We start from the raw sequence: 17386 nt of genomic DNA, 5'->3' as shown, positions 1-17386 counted from the left end.
CCTCCGAAACACCCCTTTTCTTCCGCAGCGAGACCGGTCATTGTGCGTCGCACTGACCTTGATATTGAGCAGCACGTCCAGCTTCTGCCTCGCACAAAGTCCCCCGAACGGAGTCACTCCCAGACCGACCCCACCAGCAGCCGCGTCCGCCAGCCCGGGACTTTCATCGGACGAACGCACGCGCATCGAACTTCTTGAATCGTACCAGTTCCTGCGGGAGCAACTGCGCGCCGCCCAGGTCGCGATTGCGAGCAATCGCATCGAGGCGCAGGAGGTCGCGCGCCGGCAGAATGAGGATCTCACTGCCAGACTGGATGCCTTGAAAGCGTCTCTCATCCTGGTCAACCAGCGGCAGCAGGAGGCAGCTACCCGCGCCGACTATGATCGTTTCCAGCAGGAGCAGACGACGAACCGCTCCCACCGCACGCTGCTCTGGATCGCAGGCATTGCAGGCGGATCCGTGCTCCTGACCCTGCTCATGATGAGTCGTTTTCAGTGGAGGGCCATGAACCGGATCGCCGATGCTGTCGGCGCGCAGTCACAACTTCACCTCACGTCCGGCCAGTACATCACCGACGCGCATCGCGCCCTGCCCTTTGACCCCGCTGTCGCCCAGGCCAACCAGAGACTGATGTCCGCCGTCGAACGCATCGAGCGGCGGGTGAGCAGTCTCGAAGGCACCGCGCAGCCGCATGCTCCCTCCCGCGGTCCGCGTGCCTGAGGCTCGACCCACGCGACCTTCGTTTCGCAACCCCGTTCGGCTAGTCCGGAAAAATGCCGTCCGTCTGAAACCGCAGAGTGATCTCGGCCCGGGCCGGCGCCGCCTTTCCGTCCCTTTCAGCCGGGGAATACCGGAGACGCGCAATGTACAGCGTCGCCACCCGTTCAAGCGCCGGATGCAGCTCCGACAGTCGCTGGATGTCCGTGATCGCACCCTCACGATCCAGGGAAAACGAAAACACCGCTTCATACTCCCCGCGCTGCAGGTCCTTTGGCCAGGCTGCCGGCATGAGCACCGGAGAGGAGTAGATCTGCGGCGGCTTGCTCCCCTTCTCCATGTTGCGCACGACATCGTAGCGTTCGCGGGAGACATTCACCTCGACCAGATTATCCCCCCATTTCGGCAACGACTGCATCAGCACTTCAAACGAAGGCAGACCCAGATCGAAGGGAAAGGGCGCAGCGTACGCGCCGACAATTCCGGCCCCGGATGCAATCATCGCGGCGAGAGCTCGTTTCAAGGTGGATCGATTGGCCATGGATGTCCGGTCGGACATCGTGAAGCAAAGCCCGGTTTTACCGGAAGTAAAGCACGCCGCGGCAACCGACGCCCCAATAGGGAAACCCACCCGGAGCACCTTCAAATATTCCCCATTTCAACGCGTGCCTTCAGCCACGCTTTCCGCTGCGCGCGCGCGTTGCGTAAGGATTTCATCAAAAGCAGGGTGGGTACAGAATTGGACGCCTGCGATGACCGCTCTATGCGGAAAGCTTCGGCATGATTTTCCGAGTCACCGACATGAAACTTGTCATTCCCTGTCTTGTCATTCTCGCGGCAGCGGCCGACGCCGCTCAAATCGGGCAGACCTATGAGGAGGTCATCGCCTTGCACGGCCAGCCCGCCAGCCGGATGGAGAGCGGATCCGTCCGCGTGCTTCGCTACCCTCGGCAGATTCTCAGACTGAAGGACAACGTAGTCGTGGAGATTTCCCTTCCTCCGCGTCCACGTCAGTCCGACGCATCACCATCCTCACCCGCGTCAACCTCCGCAACCCGGCCCGCTCATCTCGAGATCGCGGCCATTCGACTGAAGCGCGCCCGCGCGGAAGACAGAGTCCGCACCATTGTCAACCAGCCAGCTCCCAGCCTCGCGCGCACCGTGCACATGCGCGTGCACACAACCCAGGGCGCGTGGTACCCCGAGCCCGCGGGCGCGCCGGATTTCGCGAACGTCGACGTACGTGCGACCCAGCAGAAGAACTACGATGCCAAGGGATACCTCGCCGCCGGTGCCGATCCGGGCACCGTGTACCTCGGGGACAATCTCGAATACAACCCCGCTCTCGCCTACTACTACTCGGATCGGACGGTGCCAAAGACAAAGCTGACACCCGGGGAAATGGAGGAGATCAACGCCCTTTTTCGCACAATCGCCGAATGCGATCGTCAATTGAAATCGCCGGCGGCACCGGCCGCCGAATCAGCGACGTCAGCCGCCAGCGCCGCACCGCCCCCTGAGACTGTCGCCGTCAGGCGCGAACGAACCTCGGACGGTTGAGATTCGCAAATTGGTCAACTCGCACCGCCGCCAAGTCTCGCCTTGGCAAGTGAATGTGTCTTGCCTCGGACCTGCCGCAACGCATGCACTTCCGCGCATCTCCCCATTTCTCGCGCATTGCTGTGTCGCCGATTCTGGCCGCACTGTTTGCGTTTGCGGCGATTCCGCCTGCCAGCGCGCGCGATCCAGCCCCGCAAACGATCCGGGGCGAAATCATCATTCACCGTTCCGATGCAGCCTGGCAGTCCCAACAGCTTCAGGAGGCCTGCATTCTGCCGAATCCCCGCGATCCTTCGAGGCTCGTGATGTTTTATTCCGGAGTTCCCAAGAGCGACCGGTTTCTCTGCGAGGTCGGCAAGGCCTGGGCCAGCGTGTCGGATCCCTTTACCTGGCACCAGGACCCCGCCAACCCAGTTTTTGGCCCCCGCGGCAGCGGCTGGGACGCACGCACCCTGCGCCCGGACACGGTCCTCCACGTTCCTGAGGAGGATGCCTACTACCTCTATTACTCAGGCACGGCTGGAAACATCCAGACCATATCGGACTCGCTATCGCACCGGTCGGCGACGGTATGCCTCCATTAACCGAGGGAGTTTTCAACGTTATGGCGACGCTCCCATCCTCGCGCCCGAGCCCGGCGCTCCATTTCACGAAACCATGGTGTCGCAGTCTGCGGTCTGGCGTGAACCCGGCCGAACGCCCGGCTCATGGCAGTGGTTCATGTACTATTCCTACCGCGGCAGGGACGGCACACTGCCGGGAATCCGCCTCGCAACCTCCACCGACGGCGGACACTGGACGCGCCAGTTCAACGCCTCGGATCCGCGGGGCATGGGTCAGATCTTCGCATCGACACGCGACGCCTACTACGAATGGCACCAGATCCAGAAGATCGGGCATACCTACCTGCTCCTGATCGAGGTCGGACTCAACAAGGGCCAGCGTTGGCGCCCGGTCATGGCCGTGAGCGCACACCCGGACCGAGACTGGAGGCAACTCGAGGTCGACACCGTGCTCCAGACAAAATGGGAGGGACTTTATCGCGACGACACCCTCTATCACGTCGCCACCCGGCCCTCTATCAAATCGGCGGCGCCTGGTACCTCTTTGCCCAGGCATGCGCCCTCCCTGCCAATCGCAACTACATCGACGGCCAATGGGAGCTCTGGGCCATCGCCTGCAACCGCAGAGTCCCCACTCTGCCGGGCATGGATGACGTATTCATTCCAGGGATACCCCAGCAGCTGTGTCTTGCCTGAGGCCTGTCCCAACGCAGGTGCCAGCGCCAATTTTCGCTATTTCGCACGCATCGACGGGCATGGCGATGAAAACGCATGCCCCACTTTCATGGACTGACTGCATGTTCAGACTGGCGGGCCCGAATCCTCGCTCTCAACTATTCCCAACCCATCACGGCAGGCTCATTTCAAGCCGACGGAATCCATGTCATCCCCATCGCCCTCGCATTCCGGCACGCCCTGCCTCCGATTCGCGCTGCGCGCCTTTGCAGTCCTCGGCATTTCGGTGCTGGATCTCTTTGCGACACCGCTTCAGTTCAACCGGGACATCCGTCCGATCCTCTCGGAAAACTGCTTCCAGTGTCACGGACAGGATCGCGCGCATCGCGAGGCGAAGCTGCGGCTCGATGAATTCGAGAGCGCCACGCAGGACCGAGACGGCTTCTTCGCCATCATCCCCGGCAATCCCGACGAGAGTGAAATGATCGTGCGCATCCTCTCCGACGACGAATCGGAAAGAATGCCTCCCAAGGAAAGCAACAAACATGTCTCCCCTGCCCAGCTGGCGCTGCTCAAGCAGTGGATCTCCGAAGGCGCCGCCTACGAGCGGCACTGGGCGTTCATCCCTCCCCAGCTTCCGCCCGTCCCGCGGATCGCTGGCAAATCCTGGGGACGCTCGCCCATCGACGCGTTTGTGCTTCAGCGACTCCACGCGGAAGGGCTTTCGCCCTCGCCCGAGGCGGCGCCGGCCGCGTGGCTGCGCCGCGTGAGCTTCGATCTCGTCGGACTGCCTCCGACGCCACAGGAGTTTGACGCCTTCACCGCGGATGCAGCCCGTCGCGGGGAATCCGCCTACCGGGACGCCGTCGACCGGCTTCTGAACTCCCCCCACTTTGGCGAACGCATGGCCATGGACTGGCTCGATGCCGCGCGCTACGCCGACACGCATGGTTTCAACAACGACTCGACCCGCACCATGTGGCGCTGGCGGGACTGGGTGATCGAGGCCTTCAACGCCAACAAGCCGTACAATGTGTTCATCACCGAGCAGCTCGCGGGCGACCTCCTGCCCTCGCCAAGCCTCGACCAGCGCATCGCCACGGGCTTCAACCGCAACCACGTCATCAACAGCGAGGGTGGGATCATCGACGAGGAGTACCGCATCGAGTACGTCGCCGACCGTATCCGAACTGTCAGTACAGCCTGGCTCGGACTCACCTTCGAGTGCGCTCGCTGCCACGATCACAAGTTCGACCCGATCGAGCAGCGCGACTACTACCGCCTCTCCGCCTTCTTCAACAATGTGCCCGAGTGGGGCGAGGATGGCAGGGTGGCCAATGCCGTGCCCATGATCCCGGCACCCACCCGGCAGCAGCAGGCGGCGCTGACCCGGCTCGAAAAGGATCTCGCCGCATCGCAGGCCGCCGTCCAGGCGGCGCAGGCGAGCTGGAACTGGGACGAATCGCTGCGACCGCAGATCAATCTCCTGGCGGAGGCCGCACGCACCGCAATCGAAGCCAACAAATCCATCTCAGCCATCACCGTCCCTGCTCCCGACGAGAAGGCCGGTGCCCCGGTGCTGCCGGGTTCCACATTCGATTTCACCCACAAGGATGGCGTCACAGTCGCGCTCTGGCTGCGCCCTTCAGGCGGCAATCCGGCCGACGTCGCCCTGTTCTCCGGCACCAATCACCAGGGTTCACCCGCCGACACCTCCTTCGGCAAGGGTCGCGAACTCAGGCTGATCAACGGGGAACTGGAGCTCCGCATCGCTGACCGGCTTCCTGTCTATTCCGTCACCGTGCGCACGGATGGCGCCGGGCTCAAGACTGATGAGCTTCATCACATCGCCGTGACCTACACCGGCGGCAGGACCGCGGCTGATGTGCGCATGTTTGTGGACGGCCGTGAAATCGCCTGCCGCACCCTCTACGACGATCTTCACGGTGGTCCGGGGACGCGCGATTTTTTGGTTGGCACCGACAACGCCGCCGGCGCCACCCGGTTTGTTGGCACGCTCGAGGACCTGCGCCGCGCCGCCCCGGCGGCCTCCAGTGAAACCATCCGCACGCTGTTCCGCGCCACCGCGCTGCCTCGCGCGCTGGCATCAATTGATGCGGGCGGTCCCCAGCCTCACGAAACCGCGTGGCTTGCTGAAGCACTGCTGAGCGATTCCGCCGCGAGCCGGGAGATATTCGCAAAGGAGATCGAAATGTCCGAAAAACTCCTCGCCCTGCGCCGCACAATTCCCACGACGATGGTCATGGAGGAGATGGCGACACCGCGTCAAACCTACCTGCTCGTCCGCGGCAATTATGATGCGCATGGCGAAAAGCTCGACGCGGGAGTACCTGAAAAGCTGCTCGCTCCCTGGCCCGCAGGCGCCCCGAAGAATCGCCTGGGTCTGTCGCGCTGGTTCACCCAGCCGAACCATCCCCTGACCGGGCGGGTTGTTGTGAATCGCTTCTGGGCGCAGCTCTTCGGCACCGGATTGGTCAAGACACTTGAGGATTTCGGGTCGCAGAGCGAATGGCCGAGCCATCCCGAACTGCTCGACTGGCTGGCGCGCGAGTTCGTCGACGGAGGCTGGAACATCAAGGCCTTCATGAAAGAGCTGGTCTTGTCGTCCACCTACCGGCAGAGCTCCGCGGTCAATGCAGCTCTCGTGGCGCGTGATCCTGAGAACCGGCTCCTCGCGCGAGGTCCGAGGGTGCGGCTTCCCGCGGAATTGATACGCGACCAGGCGCTCGCCGTGTCGGGCCTGCTCGCGCCGCGCATCGGCGGGCCGAGCGTGTTTCCGTACCAGCCCGAGGGACTCTATGACTCCATCGTCGTCGGCGCCGCCTACCCGGGCACCAAGTGGCTGCTTGGCAGCGGCGAGGATCTCCATCGGCGAAGTCTCTACACGTTCTGGAAACGAACGATGCCGCATCCGATGATGCTTTCGCTGGATGCGCCGGACCGCGAATTCTGCACCGTGCGCCGTTCGCGCACGAATACTCCGCTCCAAGCCCTGGCGCTTTGGAACGAGACGGGGTACGTCGAGGCGGCGCGCCGGCTGGCCACGCGCATGCTGAGGGAAGGCGGACCCGGCGATCGCGAACGCGCCGAATTTGCGTTCCTCTCCAGCACCGGACGCCGGCCAAGCGATGCCGAGGCAGGAGTCATCGCGAGGACGTGGAACCGGCTCCGGATCGATTTCGCGGCGCATCCCGAGGAGGCCGATACGTATGTCACCCATACGGGCGGGTCCGCGGTCGACGCCATGATTCCACCCGTCGAACTCGCCGCGGCCACAAGCGTGGCCAGCCTTATCCTGTCGCTCGACGAAACCATCACAAAGAACTAACCGGAAACTCCCATGTCGTGCTGCAACAACTACGAGCAGATTCATTCCAGGCGGGATTTCCTCTCCAAGGCCGGCCTTGGACTCGGTGCCGCCGCGCTCGCCCATCTCTTCCGCGGTCAGCTTTTCGCCGAACCGCCAGCCGCACTCTCCGCCGGCGCACGCATCGGCGGACTGCCGGGCCTACCACATTTCGCGCCCACCGCAAAGCGCATCATCTGCCTGTTCCAGTCGGGCGGCCCCTCACACCTCGATCTCCTCGATGACAAGCCGGTCCTGCGCCAGCGCTTCAATGAGGATCTGCCCGACTCCGTTCGCCAGGGTCAGCGCGTCACGGGCATGGTCGCATCGCAGTCCCGCCTCGCGCTTCAGCCTAGCAAGTTCGGCTTCCAGCCTGGGGGAAAATCGGGAGTACTCTTCAGCGATCTGCTGCCATACACGCGCGGGATAGCGGACGAAATCTGCGTCATCCGCTCGATGCACACCGAGGCGATCAACCATGATCCGGCCATCACTTTCTTCCAGACTGGCAGCCAGTTGCCGGGACGCCCGAGCATGGGCGCATGGACGGACTACGGGCTCGGGCAGTTGAACGAAAACCTCCCGTCGTACGTCGTGCTCATCTCCGTCAACAAGAAGGGCGCCGGCCAGGGGCTTCTGGCACGCCTCTGGGGAAGCGGCTTCCTTCCCAGCAGGCACCAGGGCGTGCAGTTCCGCAGCGCGGGGGAACCGGTGCTCTACCTTTCGGACACGCCCGGCCTCACGCGCGAGCGCCGCAGAATGATGCTCGACGGGGCCGCGGAGCTCAACCAACTGCAGTTTGCACGGGCGGGTGATCCCGAGATCGAGACCCGCATCACCCAGGCGGAGATGGCCTACCGCATGCAGACCAGCGTGCCGGAACTGATGGATCTTTCAAAGGAGTCGACAGCGACTTTTGAAAGCTACGGCTCCGCGGTGCACGAGCCCGGCACCTTCGCGCGCAACTGTCTCGTGGCCCGTCGTCTCGCCGAGCGCGGTGTGCGCTTCATCCAGCTCTATCACCGAGATTGGGACCACCACGGCGGACTGCACGACCGCCTGCCGAGCCTGGCGATGGATGTCGACCAGCCGAGCGCCGCGCTCGTCAGGGATCTCAAGCAGCGCGGCCTGCTCGACGAAACTCTTGTCATCTGGGGCGGAGAATTCGGGCGTACACCCTACGCACAGGGCGAGGCGTCACGCGAAAAGTACGGCCGCGACCATCACGGCAGGGCCTTCAGCATCTGGATGGCAGGGGGAGGCGTGAAGCCTGGAATTGTGCATGGCTCAACCGACGATTTCGGATTCAATGTCGCGGACAAACCCGTTCACATCCACGACCTGCAGGCGACGATCCTGCACACCCTTGGAATCGATCACACGCGCCTCACCTATCGATTTCAGGGCCGCCAGTACCGCCTCACCGACGTCCATGGCGAAGTCGTGAAAGACATCCTTGCTTGAGCGCACGAGCACCCGCCTAAACGTACAAGTAGACGTACACGGCGAATCCCACGGCGATCACGCCCGCGACCGCGGCGATCGACCACAGGAAGTTCCGCTTCCGCGCCGCCATGGCGAAAGTCGCCACGATCACTCCCATCTGTGCGGCCAGCATGCCGTAGAAAAACCGCTGGCTGCGCACATGATGACGTTCAGCCGACGCGTTGCTCTTGCGGACCTGAAGTTCGTAGAGCTCCGCCACCACCTGGTTGATGCGAGCCTCCGCATCGTAGCGCCTCGCATGGAACATCAGTCGCGCCACCGTGAATTCCCGCTTCACCTCCTGCTGTCCGGCGATTCCAGCCAGACTCCTCTCAACCCCATCAAGCGTCCTGCCGATCGGCGTGGTGAGGCCATCGAGCGCCGTGGCCTGATCCCGCGCTGACTTTACAGCTTGCGCAAGCGATTCGTCGTCAACCCGCGCTAGCAGCGGCTGAATCTCATCGTCAGGCTTCGCATGCTCCACGGCCTTGAGCACCGAGGCGATCTCAGCGGTGGGCACAAAGCCCGGCGACACCGCCGGAATCGTCCTGTCCTTCAACGCCTGAAGCGTCGCCCCTCCCTCGGCGCTGTCCAGGATGGCGCCGGCCGGGCCGAGCGCCTGCCTCACACCGGCCTCGTCAATCTCACCCACTTCACTCGTGCTCGAAATCATGTCGATCGTGTTCCGGTGCACGACGCCGCGAAGCTTCTTACCCTGAAAGAAGTTCCATTGATCTCCCGCCTTCGACTGCTGCTGCGCGGCCAGCGACCGCGAATACTGCGCGCGCGTCATTTCACTGGATGACAGTCCGGCCAGCATCGTGGCCACGACCGTCATGACAACGGGAGTCGCGCTCAGCACCTTGCCCCAAAGCGTGTGGGGCATGTCCTCCTTGAGAGCCTCAGGGATCGTAGTTTTCATGGGGAAATTCTCATGCGCCGGTCCGTTCGCCCGGGCGGACTGCAAGCTCGATGCAGACGACGGTGATCGGCTGGCTGCCGCCGTTTTCGACAATGATCTCGTTCCATCCATCGCGGATCAGCGAGACAGGGAACTTGAAATCATATCCGGTGTTCTCCGGAACGTGATGCGTCAATGAACCGGCTGGAAAGAGCAGCTGATCGTTCGGCGTGCATTCGATCGTCGGCCAGCAGCCGTTGAGGGACACCGGCAGGGCGGTGAACTTTTCACCTGCCTTCAGAATCACCTGCACAACCAGCTCGAGATTCCGGTCCGGCGGCTCCTCGCACATCGGCAGGCGAAACGAATGCTGCCAGCCCGCATTGAGAACAACCGGAAGCTGGGTGGGTATTTCAAAGGGCAGTTGCGTGAAAAAGTTCGACCAGATGGAAAATGAATAGTGCTTGGGCCGGCCCCGCAGCCCGTCCAGATCCTGCTTGCCCCGCAGCAGTGAATAGTCGGACGTCAGCCCCGGAAGCCTCACCTGCTCCGTGCAGAAAAAATTGAACCACTCGATGCCGTCGGCGCCCAGCACCAGCTTGCCAGCGGCGTTGGCGTTGAGGTGCTCCGGACTGCATGAAATGTAGCGCAGCCGCTGAGTCATGTCGAATTCAGGCGATCGCGATGCCAGTGTGTTGACCCCATCCTCGATCACACCGTAAATGGCCACACCATCACCGACGGCGCGTCGCAGTTCATCATGCGGCATTTCCCACGACGTGCACCAGAACGCCGAAGGGCTGATGAAATCGAGCGTGCCCTCGCGACACAGCGTGACGATGTCCAATCCGATGGATTTGATCGTCTCCAACGTCCCGGGGATGCGCATGCCGAGGGGATAGGGCCTGCCCGTCCTGGCCGAACGCGCCCGAGTCAGCCTCCGAATCTGCCGAAACCAGTCATTCATCATCCCGATGGTTTCCCTGCCGGCGTTTGGTTCGCAGCAGTTGGGATTGCGCAACCAGTCGAGCTCAAGTCCTTCAAACTCGTAGTCGTTCACAATCTCCTCGATCTGGTCCATCATCGCGTCGCGCACCTCCTGCTTCTCGTAGTTCAGCGGCGTGCGATAATTCGCATTCCTTATGGTGGGCGAATAGGATCCCCGCTTCAGCCGCATCTCCGGATTTTTCAGAAGCGGATGATTCATGAAGCTGCCCTCGATGTTTTCGGAGCCATGAAAGTCATTCATCCGTATGCTTGCCCAGGGCGCCATGCCCGCCTCGCGCGCCGCCCTAGCCGACTCGGCCACCCAGTCGACACCCGCCTCCTCAAGATCCAGATAACAGCCGTAGAAAGCCACCATGCGGTCCAGGAAGCCCTCCACTGCCGTCGGTTCAGTGATTCCAGCGCAGATCGCATGACCCCGAAAGAACTCGCGGTCGCCTCGACGATAGCCGTCGAGAATCCGCGGCACCTTGCGACTCGGATACCAGGCGCGCGATGCGTTGGGATTGACCAGGTACGTGTCCACTCCGTTCCGCGCCACCGTGGTGACAAAGTTGCGGATCGCGGCCACCTTGTACGGTCCTCCCACGGGAATCGTCTGCGTTCCCGTGGTTCCCTGTCCGGACTTCAGGGTGAAGTCCTCGGACTGGTAGATTTCCGGATTGTAGAAAGGCGTGCAGGAATCAGTCGTGAAAAGATTCCGGTGGTGCCGGCGCAGGTAGTCGCGCATCGGGGAGATTGCGCCTGCGGACTGGCCAGGCTGCGAAACGGGTGCGGGTGATGACTTCGATGCCGCGGCACTCATCCATGGAGCCGACGCCAGACCCGCCGCTGCAGTTGAAAGAAAGTGCCGACGGGAGGACTTCATCCGGAAAAACTAGCGGGCTTTCGCTCAAACTAAAGCCCGCAAAGCAGCGCATTGGGAAATCCTTGTGGAATCCTCCAATCTTCGCACCCGCACTTTGAAACTGATCGCCATGTGCCTTTTCGCGACGCGAGAGTTCTTGCGCATGCGCACTCTGGACGCGGCACGGGTGCCAGCCCTCGGCCTCACACGGCCTTGCGGGTTGACTTCAACCATCGCGCCCAAAACCGTTGCGACAAATGGACGGATGGACCAACGAACGATGGAACGACGCGGTACGCGCCGTGTTCCGCAGAGCCATGTTTGATCGGAAGTATCGCGCACTGGCTCTCTCGGATCCCCGGGCCGCATTGGAGCAGGTGGCCGAACATCCGGTTCCGTCCGACTTCAAGTTCCAATTCGTGGAGTCCATTGAGGAACAGGTGTTGGTGCTGCCGGCGATCATTCAGGGGCAGGGCGCCTTGTCGGAAATAGACATCAGTCGGATTCTGTTTCATGCCACGAGAAACCAGTCCATGACCCCCGTCGTTGCGTCACCCGGGTCTGCTGCCAATGCGACGCCGGTGCCCAAGGATCCGACGCAACCATCCTGAGCGATGCTGACCATCTACGAGTTCAAACTGGAGGTTTCCTCTCCCTGCCAGAACGACTGCGAGCTCTGCGCGCACGCTGATCTGATGCGGCATGTCAAGGGGTTCCAGCTCTCCCTTGAGCAACTGGATCGCTTCCTGTTCTACACGGAACGCTCGGACTATTTCATTCGCTCGCTTTCGATCCACGGACCGGGCGAGCCCTTTCTCTGGAAACACCTGAACGAGGGCCTGCGCCGGTTGAAGCGCTCCCGTTCGATCGGCTGGATGACCATGGTCACGAACGGCCTCCTGCTCGATCGCATCAGCGATGAAGGCATGGACTGCCTCGACCGACTGTTCGTGTCGGTTTATTCCAATTACAATCGTCATGAAGCGCTGGCGCGGTTCCGGGAACGATATGGAGCCAAAATCTCTCTTTGGGATGGCACCTATTTCTGGGAGCATTCGGTGGACCCCACCGCGACCGCCCCGGCGACCGGTGGGTGCAATTGCTTCGGTCCGATGCTGTTCAATGATCACATTTTCCCGTACTGCGGCCCGCCTGTCTTCGGTGCCGCCAGGGCGAAGGGCGTCGATGTGATGCAGATTCCGCACATCGCCGTCCCGCTCGGCATGAACTACATGGCGGGATACCAGGAGAAACGGATGGGCCGCATGGACATCTGCCGCCATTGCTGGGCCAACCCGAATTTTTCAGGTCGATGGAAAACCAACGACACCCGCAAAAACCTTCCCGGCACGCCTCCCGACGCCATTCGCAGGGTCATGCCGGAGGCTGGCGCGCAGCGGGAGGATGCTTCTCCTGCAATTCGATGAGCAGGTGCTGCAGTTGATCCCGCGTCGCCGCAACCTGTCCATGCACCTCCCGCACCCGTGCGGCAAAGTCCGCATCCAGGCCTTCCGTCGCTCGCGAAATATGGACCTTGGCCTCCCATAGCAGTTCAAACGCGGCGGTAAGATTGTCGAGGGATGTCATCCGGCATGTCCTAGGCGAGGCAGCGGTACGAGGCAAGGCGGTGCATGTTTCCTGAATCGCCAGGATGGGCTCGCACGCTACCGTCGTGACGATGAATCTTCTCGCAACCAACGACGACGGCATCGGCTCAGCCTTTCTTCACGAACTCGTGCACGCCCTTCGTGCCGGGGGACACACCCTCTACGTGGTCGCGCCCAAGTTGGAGCAGAGCTGGATCGGCGCGGCAAAATCCCGCCATCGCCCGGTCACCTCTGAAAAGGTCGATGTCGGCCTTGGCTGCGAAACCTGGAGCGTCGACGGGACTCCGAGCGACTGCGTCAACATCGGTCTCGCGCATCTTCTGCCGCGCGACGTTCAGATTGATGCGGTTGTTTCCGGCATAAACATCGGACGCAACACATCCCTTGGCTTCATCCTCGCCAGTGGAACGATCGGAGGCGCCTGGGAGGGTGCGGTTCACGGCTATCCGGCGATGGCGTTCTCCCAGGAGATGTCGCCCGCGCTTTACGAGCGCCTGCGGCTGGCATCGGGCCGGCCAGATGCGGAACTTCTGGCGGCAGTGCGGATTTCGGCTGCCCGCGCGGCCGGAATGGTTCCGTCACTCGCAGAAGAGACTCCGTCCCGTTCGTTCATCGTGCACAACCTCAACTTTCCGCTCGCATGCCGTCCGGATGCCGAGGTCGTTCGCACGATCCCCGCGCACATCATCGTGCCCGGGCTGTTCAGTCCGGCAGCCGATGACGGCACCCATCGATTCATTTTCCGGGACGGCACGGATTGTTCGCCGAAAGATCAGCTCACCGACCATCGCGCAATCCAGTCCGGCCGCATCAGCCACACCTTGATCGATTATCGGGCGCTTGGAAACCTCCAGGCGGTGCCACAGGTTTGAATGCGATGCGAGTGCCGTCGGTCGTTGCTGACCGCGATCGATCCAATGGCTTCCGCCAGAAATGCCCTACGCGATTGGTGTGATGATCGATGAAAATTTCATCCGATGAGCGCTGTCGAAGTCATTTACAGTCACCTTTTCGATTAGCATAAATTCTTTGATTCATTAGACATGGTACAATAGCATACAATATGTTTATTTGTAATTAGTTAATTGACACTCATGCGGAGAAAATACGGCTGCTTTTGCGATCGGCACACAATTTGCTAGGCACTGCGTAATTCCATCCGGGAAGTGCGTATGACCACGCAAACTGAAATTCCCGGTCAACGTTCAGTTTCACTTAATAAATTCAGCCATGAAGTTAGTTGTTCAAGCGGCCTCCGCCTTGACTGCGCTCCTGATTGCGGCTCCAGGCTTTGGCCAAGTCGTCGTCAATTCCTTTCAGACTCCCGTTGCTTCCGGTTCGGAAGTGCCGGATGCCTGGTATTCCAATGATGTCCGCACAGGCGGAACCGCCACCATCGTCGACCTTTCGGGCGTCGGTGGAAATCTCGAAAACAATCAGCCGCTGCCCACCGGGGCCGCCCGACTGACGACCGACGGGACAACTGCGGCCAAGGCAGAAGTCACCACTTACAGGGACTTTGGCGCGGCCTCGAGCGTGCTGGCTGACATCAGTCTGGGCTACAGCTACTTCAAGTCCCCGACCTCCGAAACGGCTGCCGCCCCATCGATCAAGCTTCTCATTGCGGGGCCAGGATCTGGCGACAACTATGGCGCGCTTGTATACGAGCCGTACTGGAACCTCCTCCCAAATGGAGCGGGAACCCCAACACAGGGTGATTGGATCAATCTGTCAATTGATCAGAATACCGGATCCGGAAACGACAACGCCGGAGGCTGGTGGTGGAATGGCGGATTTGAAATTCCCAGCGGCGCAGGTGGTCCGCCGTTGCGTTCGCTCGCCGAGTGGGCGACCGCATTCCAAAGCAGTGACCCCATTGATTTCCCCAATGCTCGCGTGATCGGTCTTCAGATGGGCATTGGCACCTACAACATCAACCAGGACGACTATTTCGACAACGTCTCGATCAACACCGGCAGTACCAGCAGGACTTACAACTTCGAAGTGCGTGGCGCCACGAGTGTTCCTGATACAGGATCCACCGCATTGCTGCTCGGCGCGGGCCTCCTCGCTCTCTTCGGAATCTCCCGTCGCAGGCAAGCCTCCTGATCTGCCTGGCTTGATTCCATTTTGACTCAAGACCCGCCCTCTCACTGGGGCGGGTCTTTCCTTTTTAGTCGCACCGCCTTGACACACGGGATCCGGCAATGCTCGCAGAACTGCATCAAAGACCTGCCGCTACCCCGCCGCGGCAGGTGCCAGACAGCGTACAGCCATATCGCGCAACACCTCCGGCTGCTCACCTGGCCGGCGAATGATCTCCTCGAAGGCCGACACGAATTCGAACTGATTGTCGATCAGCCTCTTCATCGACGGCAATTTTCCGCCACCCGCGAGCCTGCCAGCATACCAGGGGTTCTGGCTGAAAAGATTGAAGGAGCTCTTGTCAGCCGCACCAGCAAAATGGCGGCCATATTCGCCCGCCGCGCGTGACAAGCCGTCCAGCCCGCGCGGACCGACGCGCACCTCCCCCGCATCAACAAGTGCACGAATCTGCAGCAGCAGGCGATTGCGGTTCTGCAGCGCTCCAAGCACGGGCCGGGAGTCACCACCGTTAAAAAAGTGCAATTCGAGGGCCTTGAGCGTGCGGACGAGATCACCACTGAAGAACGCCTCCGCCGACTCGAAGAAATCGCCCTCCGCGACGTTCGGGGTCAGCTCCGCCACATGGCGCTCCTCGATGAGCACTCGCCCGGTCGAAGCATCCGACGGCACGCCGGGAAGCATGGCATAGGTTGCAAGCTTTCGCGTTTCCTCGATCAGAAACCGGGTGTTCGCACCCACCTTGGCCAGAAGCAGATCGAGCGCTCCGGGCCCGAACGATGCTCCCAGCGTTCTGGCTTCCGCCATCACAATCCCGGCAAGCGCCTCGGCGGTCGCCCCACCCTCGCCACCGCCCACCAGGACGAAATCGCCGTGCTTTTCACACCATTTTGGGAACGCCCGGCGTCGATCGATGGGTGACGCCGTGATCAGGACCGCCACGTGCTGGGGATCGACCGTTTCCAGAATCTCCTGCAGGTCCTCGACGCAGCTCAGCGTGCCCTCAGCCCGCCCCGTGACGGTGTCGGCAAGGAAGTTCACATCCTTCAGCCATACCAGCCGCCGCCCGCCGAACATGGAGATCGTCCGGACACTCTCTCGAAAACGATTCACCGCAGCCTCGACCTCACCGACATTGTTGGCGAATCCACTGAGTGTATCGCGCGAAAATTCATCCGTGATTTCTTCCGCCAGCGCGTCATGACGCTCCTTCCCCGCACGATTGACGAGGAAGTCATCCGCCCCACAGATGAATTGGAAACGCTTTTCAGACATGCGATGCAAGCGTGCGCGGATTCGAGATCTGAACGCGAGGGAATTTCAACCGGTGCGCTTCCCGGCATCCGGGAGGCTTGCCCTTCGAGCACCTTGAGCGGATCCTCAGACGCCGCATCTCCCATGGCTTTGCCCGCAGGATCATTTGACCGTCACGTCGCCATCCGACTGAGCGCCGTTGTGCTTGCGACTGCGGCCCTGGTCATCCTGACCTGCGCCGCGCTGCTCTTCGGCGCCTGGATGTTTCAAGAGACCGGTCTGAGCGCCCAGCAGCGCGATCAGCTCATTGATTTCTCTTTTGCCTCCGGAATCGTACTGGCCGCCGCAGTGGTCTGCTGCATCCCCCTGGGTTGGATCGGTGCGCGCCGGCTGCTTCGGCCGCTCAAGGCGTTCCGCGCCTCCGTCGAGACCGCAAACCAGCGCACGATGGACAGACAGGTCGATCTCACCGAGGGTCAGGATGACCTTTCGGCCATCGGCGGTGTACTGAACCAGCTGTTTGAAAAAGTGGAATCGTCGAATTCACAGACACACGCGCTGACCGAGGCCGCCGCGCTTGAATTGAAATCGGCTCTCTCGGAAAACCAGCGTCGCGCCGAACGCCTTCTCCCGCATGCATCCCTCAATCGTGAATCCGCGCTGATGCTGGGTGAGCTCACTGCGGAAACGGCGCGCCTGCTGCGGATCGTCGATGGCGTGCTGTTTCTGACAAAGGCCGGCAGTGGGACACTTCTCGTCAACATGAAGCACATCAACCTGACCGAGTTGGTCGATGCGCTCGCGCGCGATGCTTCAGGCATCGCCGGGGAACATGGGATTCGCATCGTTGTAACAAGATCCGCAGGCGGTGTGCAGCTTGTCGATGAGGCCCTGCTTCGACAACTCTTCTTCAATCTGCTCTCAAACGCCATCGCGGTCTCTCCCCGCGACGGCACCATCACGATCGAGTGTTTCGCGGGGGGCGGACGCTGGCAGCTCGTAATGACCGACGAAGGTCCGGGTCTGCCGGTCGATCAGCACTACCGTGTATTCGAACCCTTCGTCCGCAATGTCCATTCGGAGATCGCTTCAACATCCCAGGGCGCGGGGCTCGGACTCACGCTGTGCGAACGCATCGCCTCGCTCCACGGAGGCACGATCCGCGCCCGCAATCATTCAAGCGGTCGCGGGCTGCGGGTGACCCTGGCTGTACCGGCGCAGAGGCGCTCCGGTGCAGAGGATCCTCCAGCAGCCTGAGCATCGGGCAATTGGCATTCACAAATTCGTCCGCGATGATCCCG

Annotated in this window: 16 protein-coding genes; 11 read left to right on the top strand and 5 right to left on the bottom strand. The window is 61.7% G+C overall.

Features of this window, described 5'->3' with window-relative positions:
- Window positions 1–64: 64 nt before the first annotated feature.
- Window positions 65–721: a hypothetical protein gene (locus tag HS122_20130; protein ID MBE7540705.1), complete on the top strand. Its 657-nt coding sequence runs from the start codon at window positions 65–67 to the stop codon at window positions 719–721.
- 40 nt (window positions 722–761) lie between these two features.
- Here HS122_20130 and HS122_20125 read toward each other — a convergent pair whose 3' ends face one another.
- Window positions 762–1259 carry an energy transducer TonB gene (locus HS122_20125; protein ID MBE7540704.1) on the bottom strand — a complete coding sequence of 166 codons (498 nt, stop codon included), beginning with the start codon at window positions 1257–1259 and terminating at the stop codon, window positions 762–764.
- A 260-nt stretch (window positions 1260–1519) separates the two neighbouring features.
- Between HS122_20125 and HS122_20120 the strand changes: the two genes are divergently transcribed.
- From HS122_20120 to HS122_20100, 5 genes are all read left to right on the top strand, one after another.
- Window positions 1520–2278, top strand: coding sequence for a hypothetical protein (locus HS122_20120; protein ID MBE7540703.1), 759 nt, complete (start codon window positions 1520–1522; stop codon window positions 2276–2278).
- A gap of 83 nt (window positions 2279–2361) precedes the next feature.
- On the top strand, window positions 2362–2862 hold the full coding sequence (locus tag HS122_20115) for a hypothetical protein (GenBank protein MBE7540702.1): 501 nt from the start codon (window positions 2362–2364) through the stop codon (window positions 2860–2862).
- 73 nt (window positions 2863–2935) lie between these two features.
- A complete protein-coding gene (locus tag HS122_20110; GenBank protein MBE7540701.1) occupies window positions 2936–3634 on the top strand; it encodes a hypothetical protein in 699 nt (232 codons plus the stop codon).
- 87 nt (window positions 3635–3721) lie between these two features.
- Window positions 3722–6865 carry a DUF1553 domain-containing protein gene (locus tag HS122_20105; protein ID MBE7540700.1) on the top strand — a complete coding sequence of 1048 codons (3144 nt, stop codon included), beginning with the start codon at window positions 3722–3724 and terminating at the stop codon, window positions 6863–6865.
- Between the two features lie 12 nt (window positions 6866–6877).
- Window positions 6878–8347, top strand: a complete 1470-nt coding sequence (locus HS122_20100; protein ID MBE7540699.1) for a DUF1501 domain-containing protein — start codon at window positions 6878–6880, stop codon at window positions 8345–8347.
- A gap of 16 nt (window positions 8348–8363) precedes the next feature.
- On the opposite strand, the gene HS122_20095 is transcribed toward HS122_20100, so the two are convergent.
- Together HS122_20095 and HS122_20090 are read right to left on the bottom strand one after the other, a co-directional pair.
- Window positions 8364–9290 (bottom strand): hypothetical protein, encoded by a 927-nt coding sequence (locus tag HS122_20095; protein MBE7540698.1) that lies wholly within the window; start codon window positions 9288–9290, stop codon window positions 8364–8366.
- A gap of 10 nt (window positions 9291–9300) precedes the next feature.
- Entirely contained in the window at window positions 9301–11142 is a 1842-nt protein-coding gene (locus tag HS122_20090; protein MBE7540697.1) for a hypothetical protein, read from the bottom strand.
- Between the two features lie 296 nt (window positions 11143–11438).
- Here HS122_20090 and HS122_20085 point away from each other — a divergent pair, with 296 nt between their 5' ends.
- Entirely contained in the window at window positions 11439–11732 is a 294-nt protein-coding gene (locus HS122_20085) for a hypothetical protein (protein MBE7540696.1), read from the top strand.
- A gap of 3 nt (window positions 11733–11735) precedes the next feature.
- Window positions 11736–12548, top strand: a complete 813-nt coding sequence (locus HS122_20080) for a hypothetical protein (GenBank protein MBE7540695.1) — start codon at window positions 11736–11738, stop codon at window positions 12546–12548.
- On the opposite strand, the gene HS122_20075 is transcribed toward HS122_20080, so the two are convergent.
- Window positions 12496–12708: a hypothetical protein gene (locus HS122_20075; protein MBE7540694.1), complete on the bottom strand. Its 213-nt coding sequence runs from the start codon at window positions 12706–12708 to the stop codon at window positions 12496–12498. The genes HS122_20080 and HS122_20075 overlap by 53 nt on opposite strands.
- Before the next feature lie 91 nt (window positions 12709–12799).
- On the opposite strand from HS122_20075, the gene surE reads away from it, so the two are divergent.
- Both surE and HS122_20065 read left to right on the top strand, forming a co-directional pair.
- Window positions 12800–13600: a 5'/3'-nucleotidase SurE gene (gene surE / locus HS122_20070; GenBank protein MBE7540693.1), complete on the top strand. Its 801-nt coding sequence runs from the start codon at window positions 12800–12802 to the stop codon at window positions 13598–13600.
- 358 nt (window positions 13601–13958) lie between these two features.
- Entirely contained in the window at window positions 13959–14837 is an 879-nt protein-coding gene (locus HS122_20065; GenBank protein MBE7540692.1) for a VPDSG-CTERM sorting domain-containing protein, read from the top strand.
- 129 nt (window positions 14838–14966) lie between these two features.
- Here HS122_20065 and HS122_20060 read toward each other — a convergent pair whose 3' ends face one another.
- The gene (locus HS122_20060) at window positions 14967–16106 is read right to left on the bottom strand and encodes a DNA polymerase III subunit delta (protein ID MBE7540691.1); all 1140 of its coding nucleotides are present in this window, start codon (window positions 16104–16106) and stop codon (window positions 14967–14969) included.
- A 123-nt stretch (window positions 16107–16229) separates the two neighbouring features.
- Between HS122_20060 and HS122_20055 the strand changes: the two genes are divergently transcribed.
- The gene (locus tag HS122_20055) at window positions 16230–17342 is read left to right on the top strand and encodes a HAMP domain-containing histidine kinase (protein ID MBE7540690.1); all 1113 of its coding nucleotides are present in this window, start codon (window positions 16230–16232) and stop codon (window positions 17340–17342) included.
- Window positions 17343–17386 lie beyond the last annotated feature (44 nt).

Source organism: Opitutaceae bacterium, assembly GCA_015075305.1.
Taxonomy (GTDB): domain Bacteria; phylum Verrucomicrobiota; class Verrucomicrobiia; order Opitutales; family Opitutaceae; genus UBA6669.
Note: the sequence above shows the minus strand (reverse complement) of the source record. Positions and strands in the feature narration are given on the sequence as shown.

What these genes read in the sequence shown, in the direction of transcription:
- HS122_20125 (MBE7540704.1), bottom strand. Translation starts at nt 1,259, where the DNA reads ATGGCCAATCGATCCACCTTGAAACGAGCTCTCGCCGCGATGATTGCA.
- HS122_20120 (MBE7540703.1), top strand. Translation starts at nt 1,520, where the DNA reads ATGAAACTTGTCATTCCCTGTCTTGTCATTCTCGCGGCAGCGGCCGAC.
- HS122_20115 (MBE7540702.1), top strand. Translation starts at nt 2,362, where the DNA reads ATGCACTTCCGCGCATCTCCCCATTTCTCGCGCATTGCTGTGTCGCCG.
- HS122_20110 (MBE7540701.1), top strand. Translation starts at nt 2,936, where the DNA reads ATGGTGTCGCAGTCTGCGGTCTGGCGTGAACCCGGCCGAACGCCCGGC.
- HS122_20105 (MBE7540700.1), top strand. Translation starts at nt 3,722, where the DNA reads ATGTCATCCCCATCGCCCTCGCATTCCGGCACGCCCTGCCTCCGATTC.
- HS122_20100 (MBE7540699.1), top strand. Translation starts at nt 6,878, where the DNA reads ATGTCGTGCTGCAACAACTACGAGCAGATTCATTCCAGGCGGGATTTC.
- HS122_20095 (MBE7540698.1), bottom strand. Translation starts at nt 9,290, where the DNA reads ATGAAAACTACGATCCCTGAGGCTCTCAAGGAGGACATGCCCCACACG.
- HS122_20090 (MBE7540697.1), bottom strand. Translation starts at nt 11,142, where the DNA reads ATGAAGTCCTCCCGTCGGCACTTTCTTTCAACTGCAGCGGCGGGTCTG.
- HS122_20085 (MBE7540696.1), top strand. Translation starts at nt 11,439, where the DNA reads ATGTTTGATCGGAAGTATCGCGCACTGGCTCTCTCGGATCCCCGGGCC.
- HS122_20080 (MBE7540695.1), top strand. Translation starts at nt 11,736, where the DNA reads ATGCTGACCATCTACGAGTTCAAACTGGAGGTTTCCTCTCCCTGCCAG.
- HS122_20075 (MBE7540694.1), bottom strand. Translation starts at nt 12,708, where the DNA reads ATGACATCCCTCGACAATCTTACCGCCGCGTTTGAACTGCTATGGGAG.
- surE (MBE7540693.1), top strand. Translation starts at nt 12,800, where the DNA reads ATGAATCTTCTCGCAACCAACGACGACGGCATCGGCTCAGCCTTTCTT.
- HS122_20065 (MBE7540692.1), top strand. Translation starts at nt 13,959, where the DNA reads ATGAAGTTAGTTGTTCAAGCGGCCTCCGCCTTGACTGCGCTCCTGATT.
- HS122_20060 (MBE7540691.1), bottom strand. Translation starts at nt 16,106, where the DNA reads ATGTCTGAAAAGCGTTTCCAATTCATCTGTGGGGCGGATGACTTCCTC.
- HS122_20055 (MBE7540690.1), top strand. Translation starts at nt 16,230, where the DNA reads ATGGCTTTGCCCGCAGGATCATTTGACCGTCACGTCGCCATCCGACTG.